Raw genomic sequence first — 25,046 nt, forward strand, 5'->3', positions numbered from 1 at the left:
TTCGAGACAAGATGAAGGAACACCATGACCAACCGCTTCCTAGCAGCGGCCGCCGTCGCCGTTGTTGCAGCCACCGCTGTGACCGGCTGCGCTCAAAGCAGCACCGCATCGGCCCAGAACAATGGCGCGAGCGCATCGCCGGACAAGACGATCACCGTGTTCATCAGTGGGGACACCAACGTCCAGAGCCTGTGGGAAAAGAGCCTCGTCCCCGCGTTCGAAAAGGCGAACCCCGGCTACCACGTGAAGGTCACGCTGGATCTGCACGGTGAGCACGATGCCCAGACCCTCGCGAAACTGACCAGCGCCACGGAGCAGAACAAGGAACCTGACTTTGACCTGGTGGACGGCGGGTTCGTTCCCAAGGCCTCCGCCGCCAATCTGCTGACGTCCGTGAGCTCGCAAACGATTTCGGCCCTGAACGATGTCCCGCAGGATGTCATCAAGGCCGGTGGCACGGGTGGCATCCCGTACCGCGGGTCCGCAGTGCTCCTGGCATATGACACCAAGACAGTCGCCACTCCGCCCAAGACCCTTGACGAGCTGCTCGCCTGGATCAAGGCAAACCCGGGCAAGTTCACCTACAACTCGCCCAAGTCCGGAGGATCCGGCGGCGCATTCGTTGCCACGGTTTTGGACAAGTTCGTCCCGGCCGACGCCCGCGCCAAGATGGCCGTCGGATACGAGAAGGACCTGGAGAAGTACTGGGACCAAGGCTTCGCGACGCTTAAGGACCTCAACTCGTCCGTCTTCCAGAGCGGCGTCTACCCCAACGGCAACAAGCAGACCCTTGACCTGCTCGCCAGTGGGCAGATCTCCATGGCCCCGGTTTGGTCCGACCAGTTCATCACCGGCTCGACCAACGGCCAGATTCCCTCCTCCGTGAAGGCCACGCAGATCAGCAACCCCTCCTTCACCGGTGGTGCTGCGTACCTCGGCATTCCCAAGTCTTCGCCCCGCCAGGAAGCGGCCCTGAAGCTTGCCAACTTCGTCCTGACGCCGGACGCACAGACCACCATCATCAAGGAAATGTCCGGCTTCCCGGCCATCAGCCTGGACAAGCTGCCGGCAGATGTGAAGGAGAAGTTCAAAGACGCAGACACGAACAACCTGCGTAAGGGCTACTTCGACCAGATGGGCAAGGACCTGAACAACGTTTGGGACCAGAAGGTTCCCGGCCAGTGACAACCACGCTTCACAAGCCGGCGGAACTGGAACCGACAGTTCCGCCGGCTCGCGTCGGGCGTCCGAAGCGCGTCGGCCAGCGCGCCGTCGGGTTCTTCATGGCCCTCCCGCCGATCCTGCTGATCGCGCTCTTTGTCGGCTTCCCCATCGTGCTCGCCTTCGGTTTCAGCATCGGCCTGACCGGCGGCTTGAACCACACGATTGCCACCATCGGCCAGAACGTGCACGAGGCCGACGCCTGGTGGGGAACTTTGGCGGCATACCAGGAGATGTTCACCAACAAGCGTTTCCTCGGAGACCTCCTTGTCACGGTCATTGTGACTCTCGTGAGCACTATAACGGTCCTCTTCCTGGCCCTTGGGATCGGGCTCTACCTCAAGCTCAAGGGCGGCCGAATGGCCCGCCTTCTCTCCGGCCTTGCGATTGTGCCGCTGTTCATCCCGGTGGTCATCGCTTCCTGGGCCATCCTGACCTTCTATTCCGGTACGGGTTTCCTGCGGAGCGTCTTCGCGATCTTCGGGCTCGACTTCCCGGTGTGGGCCTTCACGATGGTCACGGTCATCATCGGCTCGGTCTGGACTTCGCTGCCTTTCGCGGTGCTCATGGTCTCCTCCGGACTGCAGTCCGTGCCGAACGCCATGATCGAAGCAGCCCGCGACGCCGGTGCCGGCTCCTTGCGCACGATCGTCTCGGTGATCGTTCCCATGGCCGCTGTTCCGATCATCATCGCGACGACGTTTACCGCCATCGGAATCGTTGGATCGTTCACGGTCCCTTACTTCACCGGGCCCAATTCGCCGAACATGCTCGGAGTGGACATGTCCAACTACTTCTCGTCCTTCAACCAGCCGCAGCAGTCGGCCGTCATGGCCTTCACTGTGTTCTTGATTGCCTCCGGAATTGCCGCGCTTTACGTGTGGGCAAATTTCCGTTCCGCCAAGGAACAGGGGAAAGTCTGATGGCTATCACTACTGATTCCCTCACCGGGCCTGCTTCCCGCACCCGTCCGCCGCTCACCTTGGACTCGATCGTCCGAAGTGCCCTGGTGGTCCTGTTCGTGGTCCTCATGGTCGTTTTCATCCTGGGCCCCTTGCTCTGGCTGGGCGTCCGCGCTTTCGCCGGTACCTGGACGTTCCCCAACCTCCTTCCCGATGATTGGACGCTGCGTTGGTGGCAGGTTGTCATTAACGACGGCGCACTCGGCGTCGCTGTGCAGAACTCCTTGTTCTTCGCTCCGCTGACGGTGCTGGTTTCTGCGATCATTTGTTTGCCCGCGGCCTACGCCTTTGCCCGCTTTGATTTTCCCGGACGCCGGTTCTTCCTGATCAGCCTGTTCGCGACCAACGCCTTCCCCAAGATGGGATTGTTCGTCACCCTGGCGGCACTGTTCTACGCCTTGAACCTGATGAACACCGTGCTGGGAATCCTGGTGGTGCATGTGTTGGGAACCGTGGTCTTCATGACCTGGATCCCCGCGGCAGCGTTCGCTGCCGTGCCGCGAAACCTGGAGGAAGCAGCCCGCGACGCCGGAGCCTCCAAACTGCGCGTGTTCGCTTCAGTGACGCTCCCCATGGCATTGCCCGGGATCATCGTCGCCGCAGTGATGTCCTTCCTGGCGTCCTTCGACGAAGCGCAGGGAACGTACTTGGTGGGTGCGCCGGCCTTCATGACCATGCCGACCCAGATGTACAGCCTGGTGCTGAACTACCCCACGCAGGTGGCGGCCGTTTTCTCCATATTGCTGGCCATCCCCTCCGTAGCGCTTATGCTCGCGGCGCACAAGCACATCCTCGGCGGCCAGCTCGCCGAGGGCTTCCAGATCAAATAGCGCCCTGCGCTCAACGTCAGACAGAGACCCCATGACAATTCATGAACCATTGACTGAACCACCGGCCAGCACCACCGAGCCGGGCGCCGCGGCTAGCGGTGGACTGACCATCCGCGGCCTCCACAAGATCCTCGGCGGCCGTACGATCATTGACAACCTGGACCTGTCAGTGAAGGAGGGCGAACTCGTGTCCTTGCTGGGGCCCTCCGGCTGCGGCAAGACCACTACCCTGCGGATGATCGCCGGCTTCCTGGAACCCGACTCCGGCTCCATCGAGGTGGAAGGCCAGGAAGTGTCCCACCTGGGCGCGGAGAACCGCCCCAGCGCGATGGTGTTCCAGAACTACGCCCTGTGGCCCCACATGACCGTGGCGAAGAACATCGGCTTCCCGCTGAAGTTGCGCAAGATGTCCAAGGCCGAGATCAAGGATCGGGTGGAAACCGTCCTGGAACTGGTCAGCCTCTTGCACCACAAGGATTCCAAGCCGGCGCGCATTTCCGGCGGCGAACAGCAGCGTGTGGCTTTGGCCCGGGCCCTGGTCCAGGAGCCGAAGCTCTTGCTCCTCGACGAGCCGCTGAGCAACCTGGACGCGAAACTGCGTGTCAAAGTGCGCGAAGACATCCGCAAGATCCAGCAGGAGCTGGGCATCACCACGGTCATCGTCACGCACGACCAGGAAGAGGCGATGTCCATGTCAGACCGCATTGCCGTCATGAATGCGGGCAGGATCGAGCAATACAGCACCCCGGAGGCCCTCTATGCCCGCCCGGAAACCGAGTTTGTGGCCACGTTCATCGGCAGTATGAACCGCGTGAAAGGCTCGCTCAACAACGGACTCATCACCGCGGGCGAGGATATTCTCGGGATCCGACCAGAGGACGTCATCCTGCATGACGTGCCGTTCGATGGCGCACTCCCCGCCACGGTTGAAAGGGTTGTCCCACGCGGACATTTCCAGGAGGTGTACTTGCGCAGGGCGGACGCCCAGCTCCGCAGCTTCGTCACGGGCGAGCTCATGCATCCGGGCCAGCAGACCTACGCGGAGATTCGCAAGGCCATGACTTTCCGGGACGGACGCCTGGTAGCAGAGGCAGGTGCTGCACGTTGAGCCGCATCGCAGCCACCGAAAAGACGCGTGCCACCGCCCACCGTGGTGATTCCAGCAACTTCCTGGAAAACACCCTGCCTGCGATCGCCTCAGCCATCGAAGTGGGCGCGGACCTCGTGGAAGTGGATGTCAGGGTCACGAAGGACGGGCAAGTGATCCTGCTCCACGACGCCTCCCTGTTGAGGATCTGGGGCCTGGACTGCGACGCCGCAGACGTCGACTATGACCGGATCGGCCAGCTGGGCGCCGGAGAAGAACGCATCCCGTTGCTCTCCGAAGCCCTCGAACTTTTCCGCGGCAGCCCGTCTACGCTGCTCATCGACATGGACGAGCCGAGCCCTGCTGAGGCGGCCGCCGCCGTCGTACGCGAAAGCGGCGTGGCAGTGTCCTGGTGCGGGAACCTGGACGGAATGCGCACCATCCGCGCACTGGACCGGGATGCCCGGATCTGGTTGCCGTGGAACAAAAGGGTCGCCCCGCCGGAAGACCTCCTGGCCGAGCTGAATCCCGAGTTCGTCAACTCCGAATACGTGGTTCTCAGCAAGGACATGGTGGAGCAGATCCACTCAGCGGGGGCGAAGGTTTCCTGCTGGACCGTGGACGACGTGGAGTCCATGCGCTGGGCGTTGGGACTTGGCGTGGATTCGATCACCAGTAACCAGCTGGATCTGTTGCAAAGCGCCATCGCCGAAGATCCCGAAGCATGGGCTTCGGCCGAGGCGCCGAAGGCGCTGGCCGGGGACGAGGTTCTCGAGTCCCGGAAAGTCGCCCTGGAACTTGCCGAGTGGGCCGTCGGGTACATGCACGACGCCGATCGCGGCCAGGTCTCTACCAAGGCGCACCCTGCTGATCTGGTCACGGAAGTCGATGTCGCCGTCGAGCGCTATGTCCGCGAAACGATTGCCGCCCGCCTTCCCGGCCACACCGTGGTTGGCGAGGAAATGGGCGGAGTCGCCGTTCCCGGCGCACCGTGTTGGTACCTTGATCCCGTCGACGGAACCACCAACTACGTGAACCACATTCCCTGGACGGCGTTCTCGCTTGCCTTGGCTGTGGACCGCAAGCCCGCGGTGGCCGTCGTCGCGGACCCCTGGCGCGGTGAGATCTTCGAAGCCGTGGCTGGCTGGGGTGCCCGCTTGAACGGGCAGCAGCTGTTGCTGGCTCCTGTGGGAGTTTCGCCGGCGCCTTTGGCCGGAACTGTCGTGGCGACGGAACTGGCGGGGCACTTGCCGTGGCCCGGCATGCTGGAGCTTCTTGAACAGCTTGGCGAGCGGCACAGCATCATGCGGATCATGGGTTCAGCCACCATGACCGTGGTTGGGGTCGCCGCGGGACGTGGTGCGGGAGCGATCATCGGTGGCTTCAGCCCGATCGACCACTTGGCCGCCACGCTCATTGTGCATGAGGCCGGGGGCGTTGTCCTCAATTCCGAGGGTGAGACGGACTTGTTCCCCGAACATGGTGGGGTGCTTGCGGTCCGTCCGGAGTATTCCGCCGAGCTTTACGCACTCTGGAGGCAAGTAAGTGCCGACGCCGGCAACTGAGAAACGGGCCCTCCTCGCCGACGCTGTTTCTGCGATTGACCGGCGGAGCCGTTTTGAGTTGCTCGGGGAAGTCCACCTCGACTTTCCGACGTACCACCCGCAGGGCATGGCTTTCGCGAAAGGACTGACATTCCTGTCCTCTGTTGAAATCCTGGAGGCGCCGCGCCCTGCGGCGGATCCGGCGCTGCGCACGCCCGGGCGGGGGAGCGGGCACGTCTTCGTCCTCGACCCGGACGGTGGGCTGCTACGCGATATCCCCGTGGGCGAGGACACGGCGTACCACCCCGGCGGTATCGATTTCGACGGCGACCACGTGTGGGTCTCAGTGGCCGAATACCGGGCCCGGAGCCGGAGTATCGTGTACACGATCGATCCGGACAGCTTCGAGGTCCGTGAGCGGTTCCGCGTGGACGACCACATTGGCTGGATCCTCCGCGATCCCGGACTGGACCTCGTCTTCGGTGGAAGCTGGGGTTCCCGGCACCTCTACACCTGGGATGCAGAGGGCCGTTTGCTGGGCCAGTGGGAGAATCCCGGTCACTTTGTTGACTACCAGGATGCCCAACTCCTTGGTCCCGGACTGTTGCTGTGCAGCGGTATTTCCCTGTTGCCGCACACTGGTGGCAGTTCCCTTGAACTCGGGGGACTGGCCCTGGTGGAACCACTTCGGCAAAGAATCAAGCGGGACGTCCCTGTCAGCGTGTTCAGCGCTGCCGGCCACGTCATCACCCGCAATCCTGTCACCGTCACCGCGGATGAATCCGGGCTACTGTTTCATGCTGCTCCCGACGACGGTGACGAGTCTGGCGGAACACGGATCCTGAGCTACCGGATCATTTAACACAACCGTGACAGTCCGGAAACCGGGCCTGAACCGGGCATGGATAGCGTGGCCGCATGATTGTATCCATCATGTCCAAGGTCAGTGCCTGGATCGAGGCAGCCTACTTCTACGAAGCTGCCGAGCTGGGGGCCTCCGGAGCCACGGAAGCCACCCGGTACGGCTGGCTCCCGGCCCTCAGCGGTGTGGCCATTGCGGACGCCCAAGCACGGAGAATTCGCGCAGGGGAGTAGCGCAAACCCTTGAGTTTCCGGGGTTCCCGGATAGCCAAATGTCTTGTTGAACACACTATTCGTTGCTGGCGTGTAATATGCCCTAAACTGCTTCACTGAGGTGCCTGAAATGGCGCTATGCAGCAACGAAAGTGAACCACACCAATGGCTACCGATTACGACGCCCCACGCAAGACCGAAGAAGAGTCTCCCGCCGAATCTCTCGAGGCCCTTCAGGCGTCGCGCGGCTCTGGTGCCCAGACTGCTGTCATCGACGTCGACGAGAACGACACAGCCGAGGGCATTGACCTTCCCGGCGCCGACTTGTCCGGCGAAGAACTGACCGTCATCGTTGTCCCGGAGCAGTCCGATGAATTTACGTGTTCATCGTGTTTCCTGGTCCGTCACCGGTCGCAGATCGCGCTGGAAAAGAACGGCCTCAAGTACTGCCGCGACTGCGAAGGCTAAACCCCGCACGCAAAGCACCCCCGGCGTCGTTATCGGGGATAACGAACAGTGGCGCGAAACTGCGCCGAAACCCCTGAAAATCGCGGAATCCGGGCAGCTGAAAGACGTCCCCGTGACCTTGCGCCGGGTCCATTAACGGTTGGGGGCCGAACCGGATACGGAACCCCTGAAAGGACCTGGACGCTCCTACGCTTGAGGTATCGAAATCGCTCAAGCACTCAGGAGGAGTGGGCCCAAGTGAGAAAGTTTCACGTGTGGTTGTCAGCTTTGATCCTCGCCACCGGGCTTGGTCTCGTGGCCCCGGGGGCAGCTTCGGCAGCCCCGTATTGTGGGATCGCCTGGGGATCGTTGATAAAGTCCAGCCCGGCGCTGACCCAGGCTCCAGTTGTCAACGTCAGGACGGGGCAGCAACCATGCTTTGACCGTTTGGTGGTCGATCTGAACGGCACGGTTGCTGGCTACTCGATCCGGTACGTCCCACAGGTATTGCAGGACGGCTCCGGACTTCCCGTCGAGGTGAGGGGTAATGCGTTTCTGCAAGTCACGGTCAACGCGCCAGCGTACAACTCAAGCGGCGGTGCCACGTACAACCCGGCCAACAAGACAGAACTGACCGACGTCGCCGGCTACAAGACCTTCCGGCAAGTGGCATACGCGGGAAGCTTCGAGGGCTACACCAGCCTCGGATTGGGCGTCCGTGCCCGGCTTCCGTTCAGGGTCTTCACGCTGGCCGGCCCCGGAGCGGGATCGCGCCTGGTGATTGATGTGGCCCATATGTGGTGAAGCAACCCGCGGTCGGCGGGATGAACACACAAGAAGCCCTGTCCCGGGTGGTTCCGGAACAGGGCTTCTGCGTGTTGGATGCTACTCGGGAACTACGAGGGCAGGGGTGTCCTTACGCAGGGTTTCGCCGCGGAAGAAGCCGGGCCGGACGCGGGCCATGACCAGCATGACCACCGCTCCGAGGGCCAGGATTCCGATGCCGATGATGAACACCAGGCCGACGCCGAAGATTTCGGACCCGCTACCGAAGTCCGGCGACCAGCTGTCCACCGCCGTCTGGATGAAGACCAGCGTTAGCACGACGCCGCCGACCACCGGGAAGAGCAGGCGCATGAAGAAGTTTCGGACGCTGCTGAACACGCTGTGCCGGAAGTACCAAGCGCAGGCGAACGCGGTCATCCCGTAGTAGAAGCAGATCATCAAGCCCAGCGCCAGGATGGTGTCGTTGAGGACGTTCTCGCTGACAACCTTCATGATGGCGTAGAACCCGCCGGAAATTGCTCCGGCCATGATGGTTGCGTACCCCGGGGAACCGAAGCGCTTGCTGACGGTGGAGAACTTCTGCGGCAGGGCGCCGTAGTGTCCCATGGCCAGGAGGCTGCGGGCAGGGGAAGCCATGGTGGACTGCAAGGACGAGGCGGTGCCTGCGAGTACAGCGAGGGACATCAGGATGGCCAGCGGACCCATGACAGGCGAGGCCAATGCGGCGAAGATGTTGGACTGGTTGTCCGGGTTGTTCAGCCCGATCCCATCGCCGCCAATCCCGGCAACCATCATGGTGGCCACGATCACGGCGACGTAGAGTCCCAGCACGGCGATCGCCGTCGTAGTGCCGGCCTTGCCGGCGGTACCTTTGCCGCCCTTGGTCTCTTCATTGACCGTCAGGCAGACGTCCCAACCCCAGTAGACGAAGACCGCGAGGGACATGCCGGCAGCGAATTGCTCGAAACTGCTGATCTTTGTCGGGTCAAACCAGTCCCAGCTGAAAGCGATGGCCGTGGGGGTGTCGCCGGAGGAAGCGTGGTTAAGGGCCATGACGATGAAAACGCCCAAGACCACTACCTGGAATCCCACCATGGCGTACTGCACCAGTTTGGTGGCGTGCAGGCCCCGGTAGCTCACCCACACGGCCAGCGCCACGAAGACCAGGCACGTGGCGATATTCAAGGCTTTGTTGGACGTCAGGTCAGCAAGATCGGGATTGCCGAAAACCTGGGCAAGGAAGAGGTAGAAGAAGTCCACCGCGACGCCTGCCAAGTTGGAAAGGACGATGATGTTGGCGGCCAGCAGTCCCCAGCCGCCCATCCAGCCGATGAACGGGCCGAAGGCCTTGGTGGCCCACGTGAAGGTGGTGCCGCTGTCGGGGGAGTCTGCGTTGAGCTCGCGGTAGGCGAATGCCACCAGGATCATCGGGATGAACGCAACGATGAAGATGGCGGGCAACTGCAGGCCCACTGCGTTGACTGCCGGGCCAAGCGAGCTGGTCAGGCTATAGGCAGGTGCCACCGAGGAAATTCCAAGGACGACGACGGCGAGGAGCCCCAGCTGCCCCGTCTTGAGTCCTTTGCCGCTGATGCCGTGTTCGGTGCCCGCGGGATCGTGGGCCTCCACGGTTTTCCTTGCGCTTGGGCGGGTTATTTGAGTCATGTGATTGGCTCTTTCTAGATGGCCGAGAGGTGTCGCTGGGTGATGCAGTGGTATTCGGTCATCCAGATTGCTCTCCAGTGAGACGAGAGTCACTAAATGAATGACGTTCATTTAGTATGGACGTGGAGAAGCCTTGGCGCAAGGGGTCTTTCCAAACAATTTTGGTTTTGTGGCGCGCGAGAAGTGAGATCTCGGCTCTTTCGCGGGCTGAAAGAGCCGAGATCTCACTTCTCACATAGGGGGCTTGGGGCTACTCAGGCGCTCAGTTCGGCCCGGAGGGAGTAGTCGTCGCCGTCCAGCACAATTTGCGTGCAGCGTCCTGTTTCCGGGTTCAGCACGATCGGGGCCGCGAGGTTGACTGTGGTTTTTTCCTGGGTCGGGTTGACCACTACGAGGACGGTTGCCAGCCCCATCTGATCTGAACCATTGCGGTCCAACCCTGTCCGGTCCAAGCCGAGAACGTCCAGCGTTGAGTGGGGGATGGCGGGGGCGTAGTCCGGAACATAGACGGCGGCATCGGCCAGGAACATCCGGATCCGCGGGTTGGCTGACTCCATCGCGTAGAGTCCGGGGGCGCCGTCGATTCCCCGCAAGGCAAACCCGTCGGCGGCTTCAAGTCCGGGCATCGGCGCGGTGAAACTCAACTCACTAAAAGCCAGTGCCGTACTCATCGCAGGAAATCCATGAGCGTTGGCTGGAGTGCTTTGGCGGTGACCGCGAGGGCAACCTGGTAGTTGGTTTCCTGCAGTTTCAAGTCCAGGACCGTCTTTCCTATGTCAGCGTCTTCAATACCGGAACGCTGCGCGTCCAGCGTCAACTTCAGCCCATCGATGGAATCCTGGGCGCTCAACAGCTTGGCCTGCCTTGCGCCGACCTCCGCGCGCCCCCCGATGACTGCCTTGATCCTGTCACCGATTGCGGGCAAACGGCTGCTGACATCCGCGCCGGAGCGGATGTCCGCGACGACGTTGCTCACCAGAGCGAAAACCGAACCCGCGCCGTCGCCGAAGATCGCACCGCCGTCGGCGTCTACCCGCACTGTCTGTGACGCATCAACCCGGCGTTCCACCGTGCCGCCTGGCGTTCCGTTGTACACGGGCGGCTCGGCATTGCTGAACGCCCCCGCGGAATCGGAACTTCCAGCAAAGACGTTGCGGCCCAGATATTGGGTGTTCGCTTGGGCGAGGAGATCCTTGTTAAGGCCTTCGAGTTCGACGGCGATCGCCTCCTTGGCGGTGCTGCTGACGGAGCCGTTGGCGGCTTGGACGGTGAGGTCCCGGACGCGGTTAAGGATGTTCGTGGCCATGCCGAGGGCCGAGTCTGCGGTGGTGAGCCACCCGTTGCCGTCGCTGAGGTTGTTTCCGTACTGCGCGGCGGCAGCGAGCTGGCCCTTCGTGGCAAGGAGATTCGCCGTGCCGGCGGGATCGTCCGAGGGCCGGGTGATGTTCTTGAGGGTGCTGGCCTTGTCCTGCAGGGCGGCGAGCTTGGACTGCCCGGCCTGCAGGTTCCGTTGAGCGGCCGCGGACATCGTCAGGTTCGTGACACGGTTCAGCATGGTTTACCTTCCCACCAATCCGGTGTGATTGATCAGGACATCGAGGGCTTCATCTACTGCGGTCATTGCCCGTGCCGCCGCCTGGTAGGCGTGCTGGTTGGTGAGCAGGCTGATGTTTTCTTCGTCGAGGCTGACGGACGCGCCGGAGGAGCGCTGCCCGACGGCGGCCGCGCTCGCCGCGTCGGCGAGCTGCTCGTGCTGCTGCGCCGAACGGGAAACCGTGCCAATACCGGTCACGATGCCGGTCCAGAACGTGTCCGGGGATCCAGGCGATGCCCCAAGCTGGGCCACGGCGTCCGCAATCTTGCCGTCGAGGGCGCCGGAACCTGGAGCGCCGGTAGCGATCCCCGCGGCGCTGGTCGGGACAACACTGAGGGACAGTGCTGCGGGGGTGCCTGGGGTAGTGGAGAAGAAATCGAGGTTAGTGGCGCCGGTTGTGGACTGCCCGGTGCGGTGAACGGCATTGACATCGTTCATGAGTTTGGTGGCGAAGCTGTTGTAGGAAGCGGCGGCTTCGGAGATGGCGCCTCCCGTCCCTCCTGCTGCGGCGGGGGCGAGGAGGGATACCGCACCGGCGAGCTTTCCGCCGTCGAGGGGAACAGCGACGCCGGGACGGTCGGCCCATTCCAGCTGCACGGCTGAACCGGAGGCGCCCATGGTCGCTTGGCCTGCCAAGTTGAGATCGCGGTGCGAGGTGCCGGAGACGATTGCATTGCCCCCGACGAAAACATCCATGGTGCCGTCGGCGTTGTCCCGGACGGTTCCCCCGGCCAGGGAAGCAATGGTCTCAGTGACCTTGTTACGGGCATCGATGAACTCGTTGGCAGAGCCGCCCGAGGCCGTCACGGAGCGGATGGTCGCATTGAGTCCAGCCACCCGGGCTGCGGCATCGTTCAGCGTGGCGACGGTGGTTGCCGCTTCCCCACGGACGCGCGTCCACTGCGAATCCAAAGCCCGGTAACCCGTTGAAACAGTCTCGGCAACGGTTGTGCCGGCCTGAAGGACAGCGCCGGCCGGGGCAGCTTCGCCGGGGTGGTTGGAGGCTCCTTGCCACGAGGACCAGAAGGCCTGCAGCGCCGTCGATATTCCGGCAGCCCCGGGCTCGTTGAGGGACCCCTCGATCCGTTGAAGTTCGGTGGACCTCAGGCCTGCGTAGCCGGCTTGGGCGGCCGTGGAACGCACGCCGGCGTCTAGGAAGGCGTTGCCCAGGCGGGCGATTCCGTCCACAGACACGCCTTGGCCTGCCTGTGCTCCGGCGGCACTGAGACCCGTGCGTAACGGCGAGCCGACGGCCGATTGTTCAATGCGTTGCCTCGTGTAGCCGTCAGTGCCGGCGTTGGCGATGTTCTGCCCTGCAAGGTTGATGCCCTGTTGCGCTGCGGTGAGGCCCAGGTAGGCCGTGTTGAGTCCGCCGAATGTGCTCACTGCTTTGTCCTTTGGTGGTCCGGCCTTTTTCGGTTGCCCGGCCGTGTTTCGCTCAGAATTGCTGGTCGAAAAGGCGGGATGGGGTCGAGTCTCCGGTCCTGCCCTGGGATCTGGTTCGGCCGTGGGAGTCGTAGGTCCCGGCAGCCGGCTTCAGGTCCGCCATGGTCTCCTGCGTGGAACGGACGGCGGCGCGAAGGAACTGCTCGTTGGAATCACGCAGCTCCTTGATGGTGGCGGTCTGCTGTTGCATGGCGTTCAGGTGCGCGGACAGGACATCAGCCCAGGCCTCTTCCGGGGCGGCCGAGGCCAGCTCGCCCAGCGACGCCTCCGCAGGCAGGCCCCATTGCTCTGCCACGGCCGCTACTTCCACAGCCCTGGCCAGGCCGGCCTTGGAAAGGTGCTCCAGGACCTGTTCCACTTCCCGCGTGCCATGTGGTAACCAGCGGGATTTGCCTGCCGTGAGGAGCAACTGCTCTTCCTCCAGCTTGAATGTCAGCAGATCCAGCAGCTCACGTTCTCGCCACAGCAGGGCCGACAGTTCATGGATGGCCATGGCGGGTCAACTCCTGTTCCGGGTTGGTTCTTTGGGTGCGTTGCTGCGGAGAGACACTTCCCCTGTGCCTCCACCGCGCTAGAGACAACTATCGGCCGCCTCTCCCCATGCGTTAGTAGTTGTTAATGCATGGCTTGGCTGCTTTGTCCAGTCAAGTGGCAAGTGGTCGATGTTGTCGGCTGCGGCAGATTCCTAGCAGGTTTTTGCTAACCACGGGCTTTCCGGTTCCGATAAGCAGAAGTGACAGGCCACGGACGGCCTGTAAGTACGAAGACCCAATCACGGAGGAATCACCATGGGCATGGCAATCAACAACAACCTGATGGCTAACAACGCATACCGCAACCTCAGCAACACGCAGAACGAAGTGTCCAAGTCGATGGAGAAGCTTTCCAGCGGCCTGCGCATCAACCGTGCAGCTGATGACGCCGCCGGCATGGCAATCTCCGAGGGCCTCAAATCCCAGGTTTCCGGTTCGGCCGTGGCCGCCCGTAACGCCCAGGACGGCATCTCGGTCATCCAGACCACTGAAGGCGCCCTGACCGAAGTCCACTCGATCCTCCAGCGCATGCGTGACCTCGCTGTCCAGGGCTCGTCCGACACTAACAACACCGCAGCCCGCACCGCTATCAAGGGTGAAGGCGACTCGCTGGGCAAGGAACTGGACCGTCTCACCCAGTCCACCAACTTCAATGGCATCGACCTGCTCAAGGGTGCCACGGGTAACGGCGTGTCGGCGGGACAGGTAGCCACTGCGGGCAGCCTGGACATCCAGGTCGGCGCCGGCAGTTCCGCTAACGACAAGATCTCGGTCAAGGTCGGCGACGTCGCTACGGCAGTTGGAACGCTCTCCAGCGCCACCACTGCAGCAGGCTTCGACGTGAGCACCAGCGCCAAGGCCACGACCACGATCGCGTCCATCGATTCCGCCATCGCGGCTGTCTCCGCTCAGCGTGCGGACCTGGGTGCAACCCAGAACCGCCTGGAGCACGCCACGAAGACCCTCCAGGTCTCCGGGGAGAATCTCCAGGCTGCGCAGTCCCGCATCACGGACACGGACATGGCTGCGGAAATGGTCAAGTTCACCAAGGCCAACATCATGTCCCAGGCCGGTACGGCAATGCTTGCCCAGGCGAACCAGTCCGGCCAGGGTGTTCTTTCCCTCCTCCGCTAAGCCCTTGCCGGTAGAGGACAACTGGTAGCGGAATTGCGTTAACGCCAATGGCGGCCAGGGGGAAACAGATTCCCTCGGCCGCCATTGCATCCGCCCGTCGGCCCACCTGGCATTCATAACCCGGAAGGAACGTCCCGTGGGAACCTCGATTGATGGCCTCGCCAGCGGCCTGAACACCACGTCCATCATCGATTCGCTCATGAGCGTTGAGGCATTGCCGCAGACCCAGCTCAAAACGAAGCTGGCCTCTGACCAGACCATGGTCTCCACTCTGCAGTCCTTCAACACGAAACTGACGGCGTTGGGTGATCTCGCCACCGGCGACTCCGCGGCGAATGCCCTCAACCTGTTTACCGCCGCCACCACGTCTCCGTCGCTCAGCGCGACAGCGACGACCACCGCGACCGCCGGCTCTATCGATGTCACTGTCACCCAACTGGCCCAGACCCAAGTAGACGTTACCGCCGCGATGACGAGCTGGCCCACAGACGGCTCGGGTGCCCCGGCGCACCTGACACTGGTTGATTCCACGGGAAAACAGACCGAGATCACGCCGGCGTCCACTTCTCTTGACGACGTCGTGGCGGCAATCAACGCAGCCTCCGGCCCGGCGCATGCCGTGAAGGTCCCGGCGGGCAACGGAACCTACCGCCTTCAGCTGACTGCAGCCACCTCCGGCTCGGCCGGGGCCTTCAGCGTCTACCAAGGCACCGCAGCACAAGTGAGCGCAGGCACCGCGACAGACCTGATGGCTGATCCCTCGGCTGCCGTGGTCAAGGCTGCCCAAGATGCCAAAGCAACGCTGTACGCAGGCACGCCGGCAGCACAGACAATCACCTCCGGAACCAACACCTTCACCGAGTTGCTTCCCGGAGTTTCAGTCACGGCCTCCGCTGTCACGGCCGGACCGGTGACCGTCAACATCGCGAGCGACTCCGCAGGAATCACCAAGAAAGCCGGGGATTTGGTGAACGCGGTCAATGATGTGCTCGGATTTGTCTCGATGTACAGCGCCGTCAACACCACGAGCGGCACTAATGGAGTCACCGCTTCCACGGGCGGGATCTTCACCGGCAACAGCAGCGTCCGCGCTGTCAACGACGACGTCTTCAGCGCCATGTCGATGCCTGTGAACGGGAAGTCTCCGTTCGAGTACGGAATTAATGTCACCAAGGACGGCAACTTCACCTTTGACGCGGCCAAGCTTGCGACAGCCTTGGCGGCGGACCCGGTCGGGACACAAGCGGCTCTCCAAACGATAGCCTCCCGGGTGTCCGACGCAGCCAAAGGGGCAACCGACCCGTTCAGCGGCTCGGTCACCGCACTGATCAAAGGGCAACAATCCGAAGTGGCTGACCTTGGCAGTCAGATTTCCGATTGGGATCAGCGCCTGGCCGCCCGTCGTGCGACGCTGCAGGGCGTCTACACCAACATGGAGGTCCTGCTCGGCGGGCTCCAATCGCAGTCTTCCTGGCTCACCGGCCAGATCGCCAGCCTTCCCAAGTCCTCAACAGGAGCGTAAGCATGACTTCCACAGCCCTCCGCGCCAGCCAGCTTTCTAGGTACAACGACGACGCCGTCCTTTCGGCCCCGCCGGCCCGATTGTTGACCATGCTGTACGACCGCCTCCTCCTTGACCTGAACCGCGCCCAATTCGCCCAGGAGAACGCCAACTGGGAAGTCGCAAGCGAAAACCTCTTGCATGCACAGGCGATCGTCACCGAGTTGTCCTCCACCTTGAAGACCGATGCATGGGATGGGGCGCCCGGGCTGCTGAGCATCTACCAGTACGCGATGGAAGCCATGATCGGGGCCAACATCTACCGTGACGTCAACCGGACCAAGGAATGCATCGCGCTGCTGGAGCCGCTCCGGCAAGGCTGGCATGACGCCGCTGCGCAGTTGCCGGTCCAGGCCACGGTATCCGCGACGACCAGGACGAACGGCATGCTCGGTGTCGGCTGATTCGGTTCAGGAATGGTCCGAAATCCTGGACCGCTTGGAAGCCTGCATCGCAGAGGCCTTCGCCAGCGGAGAACCCGCGCCATGGAATCCTCCCGACCAGGCCGGGCCCCTTCCAGAGGAATTGGCCGACAGGGCGCGGCGGGTCCTCGACGCGCAGCTGGAATCCATGACCATGCTCCGCAAGGTCCGCAACGACGCTCTCGCCCATTTGGACGCCCTCAGCACCGTCCCGGACACCCAAAGTACAGCGCGGCCGCTATTCCTTGACGTCCATGGCTGAAGAGAAAGCACCGAAACAACTTCCACGATCGACTAACGGATGCCCTCCAGGTGCCGATGGTGGAAGTTGAGCATGGATTGCTCGATGCGCGGCCACGGATCGGCCTCTTCATATCTATTCGCGAAGGCAGGCCGTCGTGTTCGATTCAGTGACTTCTGTTGCCCTTGGCAGCGCGCTCGACGGGCTGACATTGCGCCAGCGGACCATCGCCAACAACATCGCGAACATCAACACCCCTAACTACCATGCCAAAAGGGTCCAGTTCGAAGACGCCCTCGCAGCCTCCGTGCGCTCGGGCGACGGGTACGCCGCGTCCACGATCTCGACGTCGCAGGAGCCCACCCAGCTCAACGGCAACAACGTTAACCTGGACACCGAAACCCTTTCCAACATCGACACTGTGCTCCGGTACCAGTTCGCGGCCCGGGCCGCCGGCAGCGAATTCACGGCTCTCCGCACAGCCATGAGGACCAGCTGATGACTTTTGATGCGATCGGCATTGCCGGCTCCGCCCTGACCGTGCACCGCAAGTGGCTCGACGCCGTCTCGGACAACCTGGCCAACATGAACACCGCGACTCGCAGCAACGGCAAGGCGTTCCAAGCGCGCTACATCGAGGCCGCCGAAGGCAGCAACGGAACCGGCGTGTACGTCAAGGCCACCCCTCAAGGAAGTGCAACAGGCAGGCTCGTGTATCAACCTGACCATCCGCTGGCCGATGCCCAAGGCTATGTCCGCTACCCGGACATAGATCTCGCCGAACAAATGGGTTCCCTGATTGTGGCCCAACGCGGTTACCAGGCCAACGCCCAAGTAGTGGACCGCGCCCGCGAGACCTACATGGCGGCGCTTGAGATTGGAAAATCCTGATGGCATTGGACCCGATCGGCGCAATTCAAGGCGCTGGCAGCGGGCTTGGCGTGCAGGGCGTCAGCGGCACGGGCTACGCAGATGGCACAGGTAACGCCGCCGGAGCCACCGGAATCGGCGGGACGGCGGGCGGCAACGGCTTCGCCACCGCGCTCACCGGCGCCGTGGACAACCTCCAGTCACTGCAGTCGACGTCGAACCAGCTGGCGGTGTCCGCGGTGACGGGCAATCTTGATGACATCCACAAGGCGACCATCGCGGCCACCCGCGCCCAGATCACTTTGGAACTTGTGGCCACGGTGCGGAACAAGGGCGTTGACGCGTTCAACGAGATCATGAGGATGCAGGCCTGATGCCTCCACAGATTGCCGCTTTCTTTCGCAAGCTCGGCGATGGATTCAAGGGGTTCACCGCCGGGCAGCGCACCATCGCCATCATCGGCATCGCAGTCCTGGTCTTGGGCGGTGTTGCGCTGTCAGCATGGTTAGGCAAACCGTCCTACTCGCCCCTGTTCTCCGGATTGAAGGACACCGACGCAAACGGGATCGTGGAGCAGTTGCGCAAGGACAATGTTCCGTATGAGCTCAGCAATGGCGGTTCCACCATCCTGGTTCCCGACAACAAGGTCAACGATGAGCGGCTGAAGGCGGCGGCAGCAGGCCTTCCAGCGGCCGCGGCCACGGGCTATTCGCTGTTGGACAAGCTCGGCGTGACCTCCTCCGAGTTCCAGCAATCCGTCACCTACAAGCGCGCGCTTGAGGGCGAACTCGCTACCACCATCCAGGCCATGGACGGCGTCAAGACCGCCGCCGTCCAGCTCGCCATTCCGGCAAAAACAGTATTCGTGGACAAGACCCCGGACGCCACGGCATCCGTGTTCGTGGAAACGCGACCGGGCGTGACTCTGTCTGCGGACAAAGTCCAGGCGATTGTGCACTTGACGTCCGCCTCGATCGAAAACCTGAAGCCAACGAATGTGTCCGTGGTGGATTCCCAGGGCAACGTCCTCTCCACCGTGGGCGGGGGAGCCACGGGCTCCGCGTCCAAGCAGGCCGCCGACTACCAGCAGCGCACGTCCGATTCGGTGAAGGCCGTCCTGGACAAAGTGGTGGGACCCGGCAACGCCACCGTTGCGGTGGCCGCCGACGTGACCGCGGAGTCCGCACAACAGCGCAGCGAGACATTCTCCGCGGCCAAGGACGCTGTTCCGCTGAGCGAGACCACCAAGACAGAGAAGTTCACCGGAACGGGAGGCGGTGCTTCCGGCGTCCTGGGACCGGACAACATCGCCGTGCCCGGCGGGACCAACGGCAACGGAACCTTCGACTCCAGCGACACCACCAAGAACAACGCGATCAACAAGGTCACCGAAGACCGCACCATTCCCCAAGGTGCCGTGAAGCGTCAAACCATCTCCGTCGCCATCAACCAGTCCGCGGCTGCAGGACTCAACGTCAACTCGGTCAAGGCTTTGGTGACTTCCGCCGCCGGCATCGATCCTGCGCGCGGCGACGTGGTGACTGTCGAAGTGTTGCCCTTCAGCACGTCGGCTGCGGACGCAGCGGCACAAGCGCTGGGCTCGGCCAAGGCCCAAGCCGACGCCAAGCAACAGTCGGATTTGATGAATACGCTCATCCTGGCGGGCAGCATCTTGCTTGCAGCGGTTGCGCTGATCGTGCTTGTGCTCATCCTCCTGCGGCGCAGGCAACAACGCGAACCGGTTGACCTTGGCGAGCGGCTTGACTACGAAATGCTTCCCCTCGCCGTCACGACACCAGCGCTCGAAGGGCCCCCCTCGACGACGGCGATTGAATTGCCGCCCGTCTCTCCCGTTCCGGCGTTGCCCATACCAGGCGCCGAAGCGCTCGACGGCGAGCGGCGGCGAGCCCAGATTGAAGCCATGGTTGCCGAGAACCCAGCCCGGACCGCCGAGTATCTCCGCGGTCTCATGGACGAAAAGCAGCCGGTATGAGGGTCGGAGAGCTCGGTCTGGAAGTAGGCGGCTTGACCGGTGCCCAGAAGGTGGCCGTGGTGCTGATGCAGATGAGCCCGGCCAGTGCGGCCTCCGTGATGACCCAGTTTTCAGAGTCCGAGGCTGAGGACATTGCCGCCGAGATCGTGCGCTTGCGCCGCGTCTCCTCAGCAGTGGCGGACCATGTCATGACCGAGTTCCACGAACTTGCGGTCAGCGGACGCCGGACTGCCCGCGGCGGCCAGGAATTCGCCGTCGGGCTCTTGGAAGCTTCCTTCGGTGCGGATAAAGCAGCGGGTTTCATGGACCGTCTTGCGTCCACGATGGCCGGGAAGTCCTTCGAATTCCTGGAAATGATGGACTCCGGGCAACTCTTGGCCCTGATCGACAGCGAGATGCCCCAGACCATCGCCCTGATCCTGGCGCACCTGCGGCCGGGCAAGGCCTCCGCGGTCATGGCCGGTCTTGGCGACGTCCAACGGAGCGAGGTGGCCCGTTGCATCGCCACGATGGGAATGGCGTCGCCGGAAGCAGTGGGAATCGTGGCCGAGACCCTCAAAGTGCGTGCCGGTGCGGTCATGTCGCAAAGGAAATCGAGCGAGATTGTCGGTGGCATCCAACCCCTCGTCGACATCATTAACCGATCCGACGTCAACACGGAACGCTCCGTACTGGACGGTTTGGAGACCCTCGACCCTGAGCTGGCCACCGAAGTGCGCGCGCGGATGTTGACGTTCGTGGACATCGTGAAACTGGAACGTCGCGACATCCAGCAGATCCTGCGCGGAGTCAATCCCGAGGTGCTCGCCGTCGCCATGAAGGGCGCGCCCGCCGCAGTGCTCGAGGCCGTGCGAACCAACGTGTCCGGCCGAAACCTTGAGATCCTCGAAGCCGAGATGGCTTCCGCCGGGCCCGTGCGCGCCTCCCAGGTTGAAGAGGCCCGCGCGGAGATTGTCCGCTCGATCCGTGAACTGGAAGCCGAAGGTGCAATCGTCGTCCGGCGCGGCGAGGAAGACGACTATGTCTACTGAGTCCGCCACCGATTTCGCGCGCGTCGTCTTCCCCGACATCCAACCGGCCGAGCGGTCCCGCAAGGAGGACCGAGGTTACACCCAAGGACACGCAGCAGGTTACGCTGCCGGGATCCAGGCTGCGGCGCTGGAACAGCAACGCCTTCGCGAACAGCTCCAAGCCGAACACCGCGCAATGCTCGACGCCGGGCGGCAGGCGGTTGCGCAAGCTGTCCGTGCGCTTGAAGCGGCCGGAGTCGAAGCCCGGCAACACCGCGGCGTTGCGTTGGAAGAAGCGCAAGATGTGTTGGCGGTCTGTGCGATCGAGCTTGCCGAAGCCATCCTTGGCTATGAACTCGACAAGGGCCAGAACACCGCCCGCGCCGCGTTGACCCGTGCCCTCGGCGCCGTGTCCGGGCTGGAAACCGTGACTGCCGTCCGCCTCCACCCGGCAGACCTTGAAGCGCTGGCCGCCGTCGACGCCGGGAACGTGGCCGGCGTCGAACTCAAGGCCGATCCGGTCCTGAACCCGGGAGACGCGATCGCGGAATATCCGCAGGGCTGGCTGGACGCCCGGCTCGGCACCGCTTTGGACAGGGCCAAAGCGGCCCTGCTGGGGAGCGACGCGTGAGCCGCACGGCATACCGGCCGCACGCTGGCCGTTTCGGCGCTGCCCTCGCCGCCGCGGCCCCGCAGCGCGTGGGCACGGTGACGTCCGTGCTTGGCCTTGGCCTGGAGGTCTCAGGGCTGGATTGTGCCGTGGGAGATCTGGTGACGGTGGGCGGGGCCCCCGGGCTCGACGCCGAAGTGGTCGCCTCGCTCAGCGGTGCCGTGCGCTGCATGCCGCTTGGACGGCTGGCCGGAGTGGCGGCAGGAGACGCTGCGCGTGCCAAGGGCCGCCCGATCCTGGTCCCGACCGGACGCGGTCTGTTCGGACGCGTCTTGGATGGGCTCGGGCGTCCGATTGACGGCAAAGGCCCGCTGTCTCCCAGTCCCATGGTCCCCTTGGACAACGAGGCGCCGTCGGCCATGCACCGCGCGCGGGTGGACACCCCGCTGCAGACCGGCGTCCGTGTCCTGGACACCATGGCCACACTGGGCCGCGGACAGCGCATGGGGTTGTTCGCAGGCTCGGGTGTTGGCAAGTCCTCGCTGCTTTCCATGATCGCCCGCGGCACGGATGCCGAAGTCTCCGTGATTGCCCTGGTGGGGGAGCGTGGCCGTGAAGTGCGCGAATTCCTGGAGGACGACCTTGGCCCCGAAGGCCTGGCACGTTCCGTGGTTGTGGTTGCCACATCCGATGAGCCAGCCCTCATGCGCCTGCGCTCCGCCGTCACAGCCACCCGGATCGCCGAATCGTTCCGTGAAACCGGCCAGGACGTGGTGCTCATGATGGATTCGCTCACCCGCGTTGCCATGGCCCAGCGCGAAATCGGCCTCTCTGCCGGTGAGCCACCCGCCACCCGCGGCTACCCGCCGTCGACCTTTTCCGTGTTGGCCCGGCTCCTGGAACGCGCCGGCACTGCCGAAACCGGCTCGGTGACCGGTATCTACACGGTGCTGGTGGACGGCGACGACCACAACGAACCGATCGCCGACGCAGCCCGCTCCATCCTGGACGGGCACGTGGTCCTGGACAGGAAGCTCGCCGTCACGGGGCACTTCCCGTCAGTGGACGTGCTTGGTTCGGTGTCCCGTGTGGCCTCCAAGGTCAACACGGCTGATCGCACGGAGCTCGCGGCATCCTTGCGCCGGGTCCTCGCCGCGCGGCGCAGCGCCCAGGACCTGATCGACGTGGGCGCCTACCACCGCGGCAGCAACCCCTTGGTTGATGCGGCGTTGGACCACGAAGCCGCCATCAACGGGTTCCTGCAGCAACGCATGGACGAATCCACCCCGTCCAGCGAGTCCTGGCCGGAACTTTTCCGACTCTCAGCAAGCCTCGAAGGAGCCGCGTGAATCGTCAATTCTCCCTGGCCGGGCTCCTGCGCCTGCGCCAGACGCAGCAGGACGCCGCCGCCAGTGGACTTGCCCGTGCCAACGCCCGGTCCGCATCCTTGCGGTCCCGCCGGGCCACTTCGCGTGAGGAACTAGCTGAGTCCACCGGAAATGCCGGCAGCTCCGCCGCATTGTTGGCGATCGCGGCCGCTCGCGCTTCTGCGCAAAGCATGTTGGCCGAGCTTGACGCCTTGGCCGCCAGCGCGGAGGCGGAAGCCGCCCAGGCTCGCGCGGAGTACACCGAAGCCAAGCGTCGGGCGGTGGGACTTGAGAAGCTCGAAAACCGCCACGGAGCCGCCTTCGAGGCTTCCGCGCTGCGCGCTGAACAAGGCGTGCTGGACGAGATTGCTTCTTCCGCATGGCACCGCAGTTCCGCACAGCTGGCTCCGGCCCATCCCGCCACGGCTCCTGCAGCGCGGAGGGCCGGCTCATGAGCATGACCGAGGCCATCGGGCGCATCCAGAGCATCGAGTCGATGCTGCAGCAACTGACCCAGGGCGTTCGTCCGCAGTCCCCGGGGGCGCCCGCTGCCTCCGGCAGTGCGGCTTCTTCCGCGGACGCGGCATCCTTCGCGCAGGCGCTGAGCACGGCCGTCGGGGGCTCGACGGCGCCGGCATCGGGCATTTCCCAACTCGCCTCATCCCTGGGGCTCGGGAGCACCGCAGGCCTCGGCGGTGTCGCGGGACCGGGTGCGCTTTCGGGCGTCGGCAGCTCAATAGCCACCGGCACGGGCGCCGTCGGTGTCACGGGCGACGCCGTGGTGGCCGCCGCAAAGAAGTACGTCGGAGTGCCCTATGTTTGGGGTGGCACGAACCCCGCGGTGGGCATGGATTGCTCAGGCTTTGTGCAGCGGGTCTTCAAGGACCTGGGCGTCGACCTGCCCCGCGTGGTCAGCGACCAAATGCAGAAGGGCACTCCGGTGGCATCCTTGGCCCAAGCCAAACCCGGCGACCTTCTGGTGAGCTTCGGCGGCGAACACATCTCCATTTATCTTGGCAACGGCAAAGCGATCGACGCCCCCGTTCCCGGACAGACCATCCAGATTCGTGATGCATGGGAGCAGCAGTCGAATCTGACCGCGATCCGCCGCATTGTTCCCGCGGGAGGTTCGTGATGCAGTTGCCTCCCGCCAGTGCCGCCGCTCCTCGTCTGCCGTCCCCCGGAGCTGCTGCGGCCTCGCATTCCGGCTCGGCCGCCGGTTTTGATGCCGTGATGGGCGGCGTGCTGGCGTCCGGTGCGAATGTTTCCGGCGGGAAGGCGTCCGGGGCGAAGAACCAGCCAGCGTCCGACGGCGGCGGGCATGGAAAGCCTGCCGTCGACGGCTCCGGGACGGTTGCCCGCCCCGTTGAGTCCCTCCTGGTTGAATCCCGCACTGGAAAGCGCCGCCCTAGTGAACAGGGAGATGCGAAGGACGCCAAAGGTGCGGACGATCCCGCGAACGCGGCGGCCGCCGCTGGAGCTTGTGCTCCCAGCGGACTCGCGATTGCCGGAATCGCGTCCGGAAGCGCCTCGGCTCAGGGACTTGCACAGGGCCTCGCGCAGGGAAAAAAGGGTGTTTCTCCCGGTACCGCTCCGCTCGAGTCGATCGCGGGTGCCGTGGTAACAGGCAATGTTGCGGCCGTGGCCGAGGGAACGTCTTCGGGCGTGCCCGGCTTGGCAATGCAGCCGGCAACGCTGCCGGGGAATGCGGTAGCTCCTTTGGGGCCGGGTGGCGTTGCGATACTTGAGGCGAGCACAGCTTCTTCGGAGAATCCCCTGACTTCCACGACCTCCTCTGCCTCCGTCCCTGCCCCTTCGGCGGCGGTAGCCCTCCCGGCCGGAAACCCAGGCCGAAGTACAGCCGAGCCAAGCACAGTCCAGCCGGGCGCAATTCATCCGGGTCCCATACAGCCGGGTCCCGTACAGCCTGGTCCTGCACAGCCAATAGCCGCTTCAGCCGCCAGCCCGGCCCCCGCCAACCCTGAAGCTGCCGCCAGCACCACCGCAGCTTTGGCGGGGGAGGCCAGCACCGCCGTCGTGCATCTTCCCGGGAAATCCGGGACGCAACAGGATCCGGAACTGCCCGGCCAGGGTGTCCCTGCCGAGGCAGGAGTACCGGCCGGAATTCCGGCGGTCCTGCCGCCAGCGTCGCCCCTCCCGCAGGTTCCCTCGGCCGCTACTCCCGGCGTGGCCACGCCGGCACCGCAGGCAGATCCAGCCAAGCTGCTGCCCCAGGTTAGCGGACCACTGTTCTCCCTTGCATCGGGGGAGCCGGGAAAGCACGTGATGACACTGAGGTTGTCCCCGGAAGACCTGGGTCCGTTGACTGTCCGGGCCCACATTGACGGCGCGGGCGTGCGGATCGAATTGTTCGCCCCCGGGGAAGTTGGCCGGGAGGCAGTGCGCAGCATCCTGCCGGAACTACGGCGTGGACTCGGGGAGTCCGGCTTCGGCACCAGCCTCGACCTGTCCGAACACAACGCTCCGGCCGATTCCGGCGCAAGCGGCTCGGACGCACGCGACAGGCGCCCGGCGGAAAGCCCGGCATTCCCACGGGGCAGCGACGGCGAGCAGGTGCGCTTGCCACGCACCGCCGTCGTACTTCCCCGAAGCAGTACCAGCAGCCTGGACATTCTCGTCTGATGAAGG

28 protein-coding genes are annotated in these 25,046 nt (G+C 64.0%); 23 read left to right on the plus strand and 5 right to left on the minus strand.

What is annotated here, in order from left to right; all coding sequences use genetic code 11:
• Positions 1 to 24: 24 nt before the first annotated feature.
• The 9 genes from LFT43_RS03470 to LFT43_RS03510 all read left to right on the plus strand — a co-directional run bounded on the left by LFT43_RS03470 (position 25) and on the right by LFT43_RS03510 (position 7,969).
• Positions 25 to 1,185, plus strand: a complete 1,161-nt coding sequence (locus tag LFT43_RS03470) for an extracellular solute-binding protein (protein WP_395801162.1) — start codon at positions 25 to 27, stop codon at positions 1,183 to 1,185.
• The gene (locus LFT43_RS03475; RefSeq protein ID WP_395801163.1) at positions 1,182 to 2,144 is read left to right on the plus strand and encodes an ABC transporter permease; all 963 of its coding nucleotides are present in this window, start codon (positions 1,182 to 1,184) and stop codon (positions 2,142 to 2,144) included. Before LFT43_RS03470 ends, LFT43_RS03475 begins: the two co-directional genes overlap by 4 nt.
• On the plus strand, positions 2,144 to 3,013 hold the full coding sequence (locus LFT43_RS03480; RefSeq protein WP_395801164.1) for an ABC transporter permease: 870 nt from the start codon (positions 2,144 to 2,146) through the stop codon (positions 3,011 to 3,013). Before LFT43_RS03475 ends, LFT43_RS03480 begins: the two co-directional genes overlap by 1 nt.
• Positions 3,014 to 3,062: 49 nt before the next feature.
• Positions 3,063 to 4,121, plus strand: a complete 1,059-nt coding sequence (locus tag LFT43_RS03485; RefSeq protein WP_395801165.1) for an ABC transporter ATP-binding protein — start codon at positions 3,063 to 3,065, stop codon at positions 4,119 to 4,121.
• On the plus strand, positions 4,118 to 5,665 hold the full coding sequence (locus LFT43_RS03490; protein ID WP_395801166.1) for an inositol monophosphatase family protein: 1,548 nt from the start codon (positions 4,118 to 4,120) through the stop codon (positions 5,663 to 5,665). The genes LFT43_RS03485 and LFT43_RS03490 overlap by 4 nt, the downstream gene beginning before the upstream one ends.
• Positions 5,646 to 6,506, plus strand: coding sequence for a DUF6454 family protein (locus LFT43_RS03495; RefSeq protein WP_395801167.1), 861 nt, complete (start codon positions 5,646 to 5,648; stop codon positions 6,504 to 6,506). Before LFT43_RS03490 ends, LFT43_RS03495 begins: the two co-directional genes overlap by 20 nt.
• A gap of 56 nt (positions 6,507 to 6,562) precedes the next feature.
• On the plus strand, positions 6,563 to 6,739 hold the full coding sequence (locus LFT43_RS03500) for a hypothetical protein (RefSeq protein WP_395801168.1): 177 nt from the start codon (positions 6,563 to 6,565) through the stop codon (positions 6,737 to 6,739).
• A 144-nt stretch (positions 6,740 to 6,883) separates the two neighbouring features.
• The gene (locus tag LFT43_RS03505) at positions 6,884 to 7,186 is read left to right on the plus strand and encodes a DUF4193 domain-containing protein (RefSeq protein ID WP_028266109.1); all 303 of its coding nucleotides are present in this window, start codon (positions 6,884 to 6,886) and stop codon (positions 7,184 to 7,186) included.
• A gap of 237 nt (positions 7,187 to 7,423) precedes the next feature.
• The gene (locus LFT43_RS03510; protein ID WP_395801169.1) at positions 7,424 to 7,969 is read left to right on the plus strand and encodes a hypothetical protein; all 546 of its coding nucleotides are present in this window, start codon (positions 7,424 to 7,426) and stop codon (positions 7,967 to 7,969) included.
• 81 nt (positions 7,970 to 8,050) lie between these two features.
• Here the strand turns inward: LFT43_RS03510 and LFT43_RS03515 are convergent, their stop codons facing one another.
• The 5 genes from LFT43_RS03515 to LFT43_RS03535 form a co-directional block, all read right to left on the minus strand.
• Positions 8,051 to 9,616 carry an APC family permease gene (locus LFT43_RS03515; RefSeq protein ID WP_395801170.1) on the minus strand — a complete coding sequence of 522 codons (1,566 nt, stop codon included), beginning with the start codon at positions 9,614 to 9,616 and terminating at the stop codon, positions 8,051 to 8,053.
• Positions 9,617 to 9,870: 254 nt separating this feature from the next.
• On the minus strand, positions 9,871 to 10,287 hold the full coding sequence (locus LFT43_RS03520) for a flagellar assembly protein FliW (RefSeq protein ID WP_395801171.1): 417 nt from the start codon (positions 10,285 to 10,287) through the stop codon (positions 9,871 to 9,873).
• Positions 10,284 to 11,171: a flagellar hook-associated protein FlgL gene (gene flgL, locus LFT43_RS03525; RefSeq protein WP_395801172.1), complete on the minus strand. Its 888-nt coding sequence runs from the start codon at positions 11,169 to 11,171 to the stop codon at positions 10,284 to 10,286. Before flgL ends, LFT43_RS03520 begins: the two co-directional genes overlap by 4 nt.
• 3 nt (positions 11,172 to 11,174) lie before the next feature.
• Positions 11,175 to 12,596 carry a flagellar hook-associated protein FlgK gene (gene flgK / locus LFT43_RS03530; protein ID WP_395801173.1) on the minus strand — a complete coding sequence of 474 codons (1,422 nt, stop codon included), beginning with the start codon at positions 12,594 to 12,596 and terminating at the stop codon, positions 11,175 to 11,177.
• Positions 12,597 to 12,648: 52 nt separating this feature from the next.
• Complete coding sequence (locus LFT43_RS03535; protein ID WP_395801174.1) at positions 12,649 to 13,149, minus strand: flagellar protein FlgN; 501 nt, start codon at positions 13,147 to 13,149, stop codon at positions 12,649 to 12,651.
• Positions 13,150 to 13,444: 295 nt separating this feature from the next.
• On the opposite strand from LFT43_RS03535, the gene LFT43_RS03540 reads away from it, so the two are divergent.
• The 14 genes from LFT43_RS03540 (at position 13,445) to LFT43_RS03605 (ending at position 25,040) form a co-directional block, all read left to right on the plus strand.
• Complete coding sequence (locus tag LFT43_RS03540) at positions 13,445 to 14,323, plus strand: flagellin (protein WP_395801175.1); 879 nt, start codon at positions 13,445 to 13,447, stop codon at positions 14,321 to 14,323.
• 136 nt (positions 14,324 to 14,459) lie between these two features.
• The gene (fliD, locus tag LFT43_RS03545) at positions 14,460 to 15,845 is read left to right on the plus strand and encodes a flagellar filament capping protein FliD (RefSeq protein WP_395801176.1); all 1,386 of its coding nucleotides are present in this window, start codon (positions 14,460 to 14,462) and stop codon (positions 15,843 to 15,845) included.
• Positions 15,846 to 15,847: 2 nt separating this feature from the next.
• A complete protein-coding gene (fliS, locus tag LFT43_RS03550) occupies positions 15,848 to 16,288 on the plus strand; it encodes a flagellar export chaperone FliS (RefSeq protein WP_395801177.1) in 441 nt (146 codons plus the stop codon).
• On the plus strand, positions 16,278 to 16,568 hold the full coding sequence (locus tag LFT43_RS03555; protein ID WP_395801178.1) for a hypothetical protein: 291 nt from the start codon (positions 16,278 to 16,280) through the stop codon (positions 16,566 to 16,568). The genes fliS and LFT43_RS03555 overlap by 11 nt, the downstream gene beginning before the upstream one ends.
• A gap of 136 nt (positions 16,569 to 16,704) precedes the next feature.
• Positions 16,705 to 17,046 carry a flagellar basal body rod protein FlgB gene (locus LFT43_RS03560; RefSeq protein ID WP_395801179.1) on the plus strand — a complete coding sequence of 114 codons (342 nt, stop codon included), beginning with the start codon at positions 16,705 to 16,707 and terminating at the stop codon, positions 17,044 to 17,046.
• On the plus strand, positions 17,046 to 17,438 hold the full coding sequence (locus LFT43_RS03565; RefSeq protein WP_395801180.1) for a flagellar basal body rod protein FlgC: 393 nt from the start codon (positions 17,046 to 17,048) through the stop codon (positions 17,436 to 17,438). Before LFT43_RS03560 ends, LFT43_RS03565 begins: the two co-directional genes overlap by 1 nt.
• Positions 17,438 to 17,791 (plus strand): flagellar hook-basal body complex protein FliE, encoded by a 354-nt coding sequence (fliE, locus tag LFT43_RS03570; protein WP_395801181.1) that lies wholly within the window; start codon positions 17,438 to 17,440, stop codon positions 17,789 to 17,791. The genes LFT43_RS03565 and fliE overlap by 1 nt, the downstream gene beginning before the upstream one ends.
• Positions 17,791 to 19,410, plus strand: coding sequence for a flagellar basal-body MS-ring/collar protein FliF (fliF, locus tag LFT43_RS03575; protein WP_395801182.1), 1,620 nt, complete (start codon positions 17,791 to 17,793; stop codon positions 19,408 to 19,410). The genes fliE and fliF overlap by 1 nt, the downstream gene beginning before the upstream one ends.
• Positions 19,407 to 20,441: a flagellar motor switch protein FliG gene (gene fliG, locus LFT43_RS03580; protein ID WP_395801183.1), complete on the plus strand. Its 1,035-nt coding sequence runs from the start codon at positions 19,407 to 19,409 to the stop codon at positions 20,439 to 20,441. The genes fliF and fliG overlap by 4 nt, the downstream gene beginning before the upstream one ends.
• Positions 20,431 to 21,051 (plus strand): FliH/SctL family protein, encoded by a 621-nt coding sequence (locus tag LFT43_RS03585; protein WP_395801184.1) that lies wholly within the window; start codon positions 20,431 to 20,433, stop codon positions 21,049 to 21,051. The genes fliG and LFT43_RS03585 overlap by 11 nt, the downstream gene beginning before the upstream one ends.
• Positions 21,048 to 22,379 carry a FliI/YscN family ATPase gene (locus LFT43_RS03590; RefSeq protein WP_395801185.1) on the plus strand — a complete coding sequence of 444 codons (1,332 nt, stop codon included), beginning with the start codon at positions 21,048 to 21,050 and terminating at the stop codon, positions 22,377 to 22,379. Before LFT43_RS03585 ends, LFT43_RS03590 begins: the two co-directional genes overlap by 4 nt.
• On the plus strand, positions 22,376 to 22,852 hold the full coding sequence (locus LFT43_RS03595; RefSeq protein WP_395801186.1) for a flagellar FliJ family protein: 477 nt from the start codon (positions 22,376 to 22,378) through the stop codon (positions 22,850 to 22,852). Before LFT43_RS03590 ends, LFT43_RS03595 begins: the two co-directional genes overlap by 4 nt.
• The gene (locus LFT43_RS03600) at positions 22,849 to 23,532 is read left to right on the plus strand and encodes a C40 family peptidase (protein ID WP_395801187.1); all 684 of its coding nucleotides are present in this window, start codon (positions 22,849 to 22,851) and stop codon (positions 23,530 to 23,532) included. Before LFT43_RS03595 ends, LFT43_RS03600 begins: the two co-directional genes overlap by 4 nt.
• The gene (locus LFT43_RS03605) at positions 23,532 to 25,040 is read left to right on the plus strand and encodes a flagellar hook-length control protein FliK (protein ID WP_395801188.1); all 1,509 of its coding nucleotides are present in this window, start codon (positions 23,532 to 23,534) and stop codon (positions 25,038 to 25,040) included. The genes LFT43_RS03600 and LFT43_RS03605 overlap by 1 nt, the downstream gene beginning before the upstream one ends.
• Positions 25,041 to 25,046: the final 6 nt, after the last annotated feature.

This window comes from Arthrobacter sp. FW306-04-A, assembly GCF_044358315.1.
Classification (GTDB): domain Bacteria; phylum Actinomycetota; class Actinomycetes; order Actinomycetales; family Micrococcaceae; genus Arthrobacter.

Bases quoted from the DNA above. Each gene is read 5' to 3' on its own strand.
- LFT43_RS03470 (WP_395801162.1), top strand. From the start codon at position 25: ATGACCAACCGCTTCCTAGCAGCGGCCGCCGTCGCCGTTGTTGCAGCC.
- LFT43_RS03480 (WP_395801164.1), top strand. From the start codon at position 2,144: ATGGCTATCACTACTGATTCCCTCACCGGGCCTGCTTCCCGCACCCGT.
- LFT43_RS03500 (WP_395801168.1), top strand. From the start codon at position 6,563: ATGATTGTATCCATCATGTCCAAGGTCAGTGCCTGGATCGAGGCAGCC.
- LFT43_RS03505 (WP_028266109.1), top strand. From the start codon at position 6,884: ATGGCTACCGATTACGACGCCCCACGCAAGACCGAAGAAGAGTCTCCC.
- LFT43_RS03515 (WP_395801170.1), bottom strand. From the start codon at position 9,616: ATGACTCAAATAACCCGCCCAAGCGCAAGGAAAACCGTGGAGGCCCAC.
- LFT43_RS03520 (WP_395801171.1), bottom strand. From the start codon at position 10,287: ATGAGTACGGCACTGGCTTTTAGTGAGTTGAGTTTCACCGCGCCGATG.
- flgL (WP_395801172.1), bottom strand. From the start codon at position 11,171: ATGCTGAACCGTGTCACGAACCTGACGATGTCCGCGGCCGCTCAACGG.
- LFT43_RS03535 (WP_395801174.1), bottom strand. From the start codon at position 13,149: ATGGCCATCCATGAACTGTCGGCCCTGCTGTGGCGAGAACGTGAGCTG.
- LFT43_RS03540 (WP_395801175.1), top strand. From the start codon at position 13,445: ATGGGCATGGCAATCAACAACAACCTGATGGCTAACAACGCATACCGC.
- fliS (WP_395801177.1), top strand. From the start codon at position 15,848: ATGACTTCCACAGCCCTCCGCGCCAGCCAGCTTTCTAGGTACAACGAC.
- LFT43_RS03565 (WP_395801180.1), top strand. From the start codon at position 17,046: ATGACTTTTGATGCGATCGGCATTGCCGGCTCCGCCCTGACCGTGCAC.
- fliE (WP_395801181.1), top strand. From the start codon at position 17,438: ATGGCATTGGACCCGATCGGCGCAATTCAAGGCGCTGGCAGCGGGCTT.
- fliF (WP_395801182.1), top strand. From the start codon at position 17,791: ATGCCTCCACAGATTGCCGCTTTCTTTCGCAAGCTCGGCGATGGATTC.
- fliG (WP_395801183.1), top strand. From the start codon at position 19,407: ATGAGGGTCGGAGAGCTCGGTCTGGAAGTAGGCGGCTTGACCGGTGCC.
- LFT43_RS03585 (WP_395801184.1), top strand. From the start codon at position 20,431: ATGTCTACTGAGTCCGCCACCGATTTCGCGCGCGTCGTCTTCCCCGAC.
- LFT43_RS03600 (WP_395801187.1), top strand. From the start codon at position 22,849: ATGAGCATGACCGAGGCCATCGGGCGCATCCAGAGCATCGAGTCGATG.
- LFT43_RS03605 (WP_395801188.1), top strand. From the start codon at position 23,532: ATGCAGTTGCCTCCCGCCAGTGCCGCCGCTCCTCGTCTGCCGTCCCCC.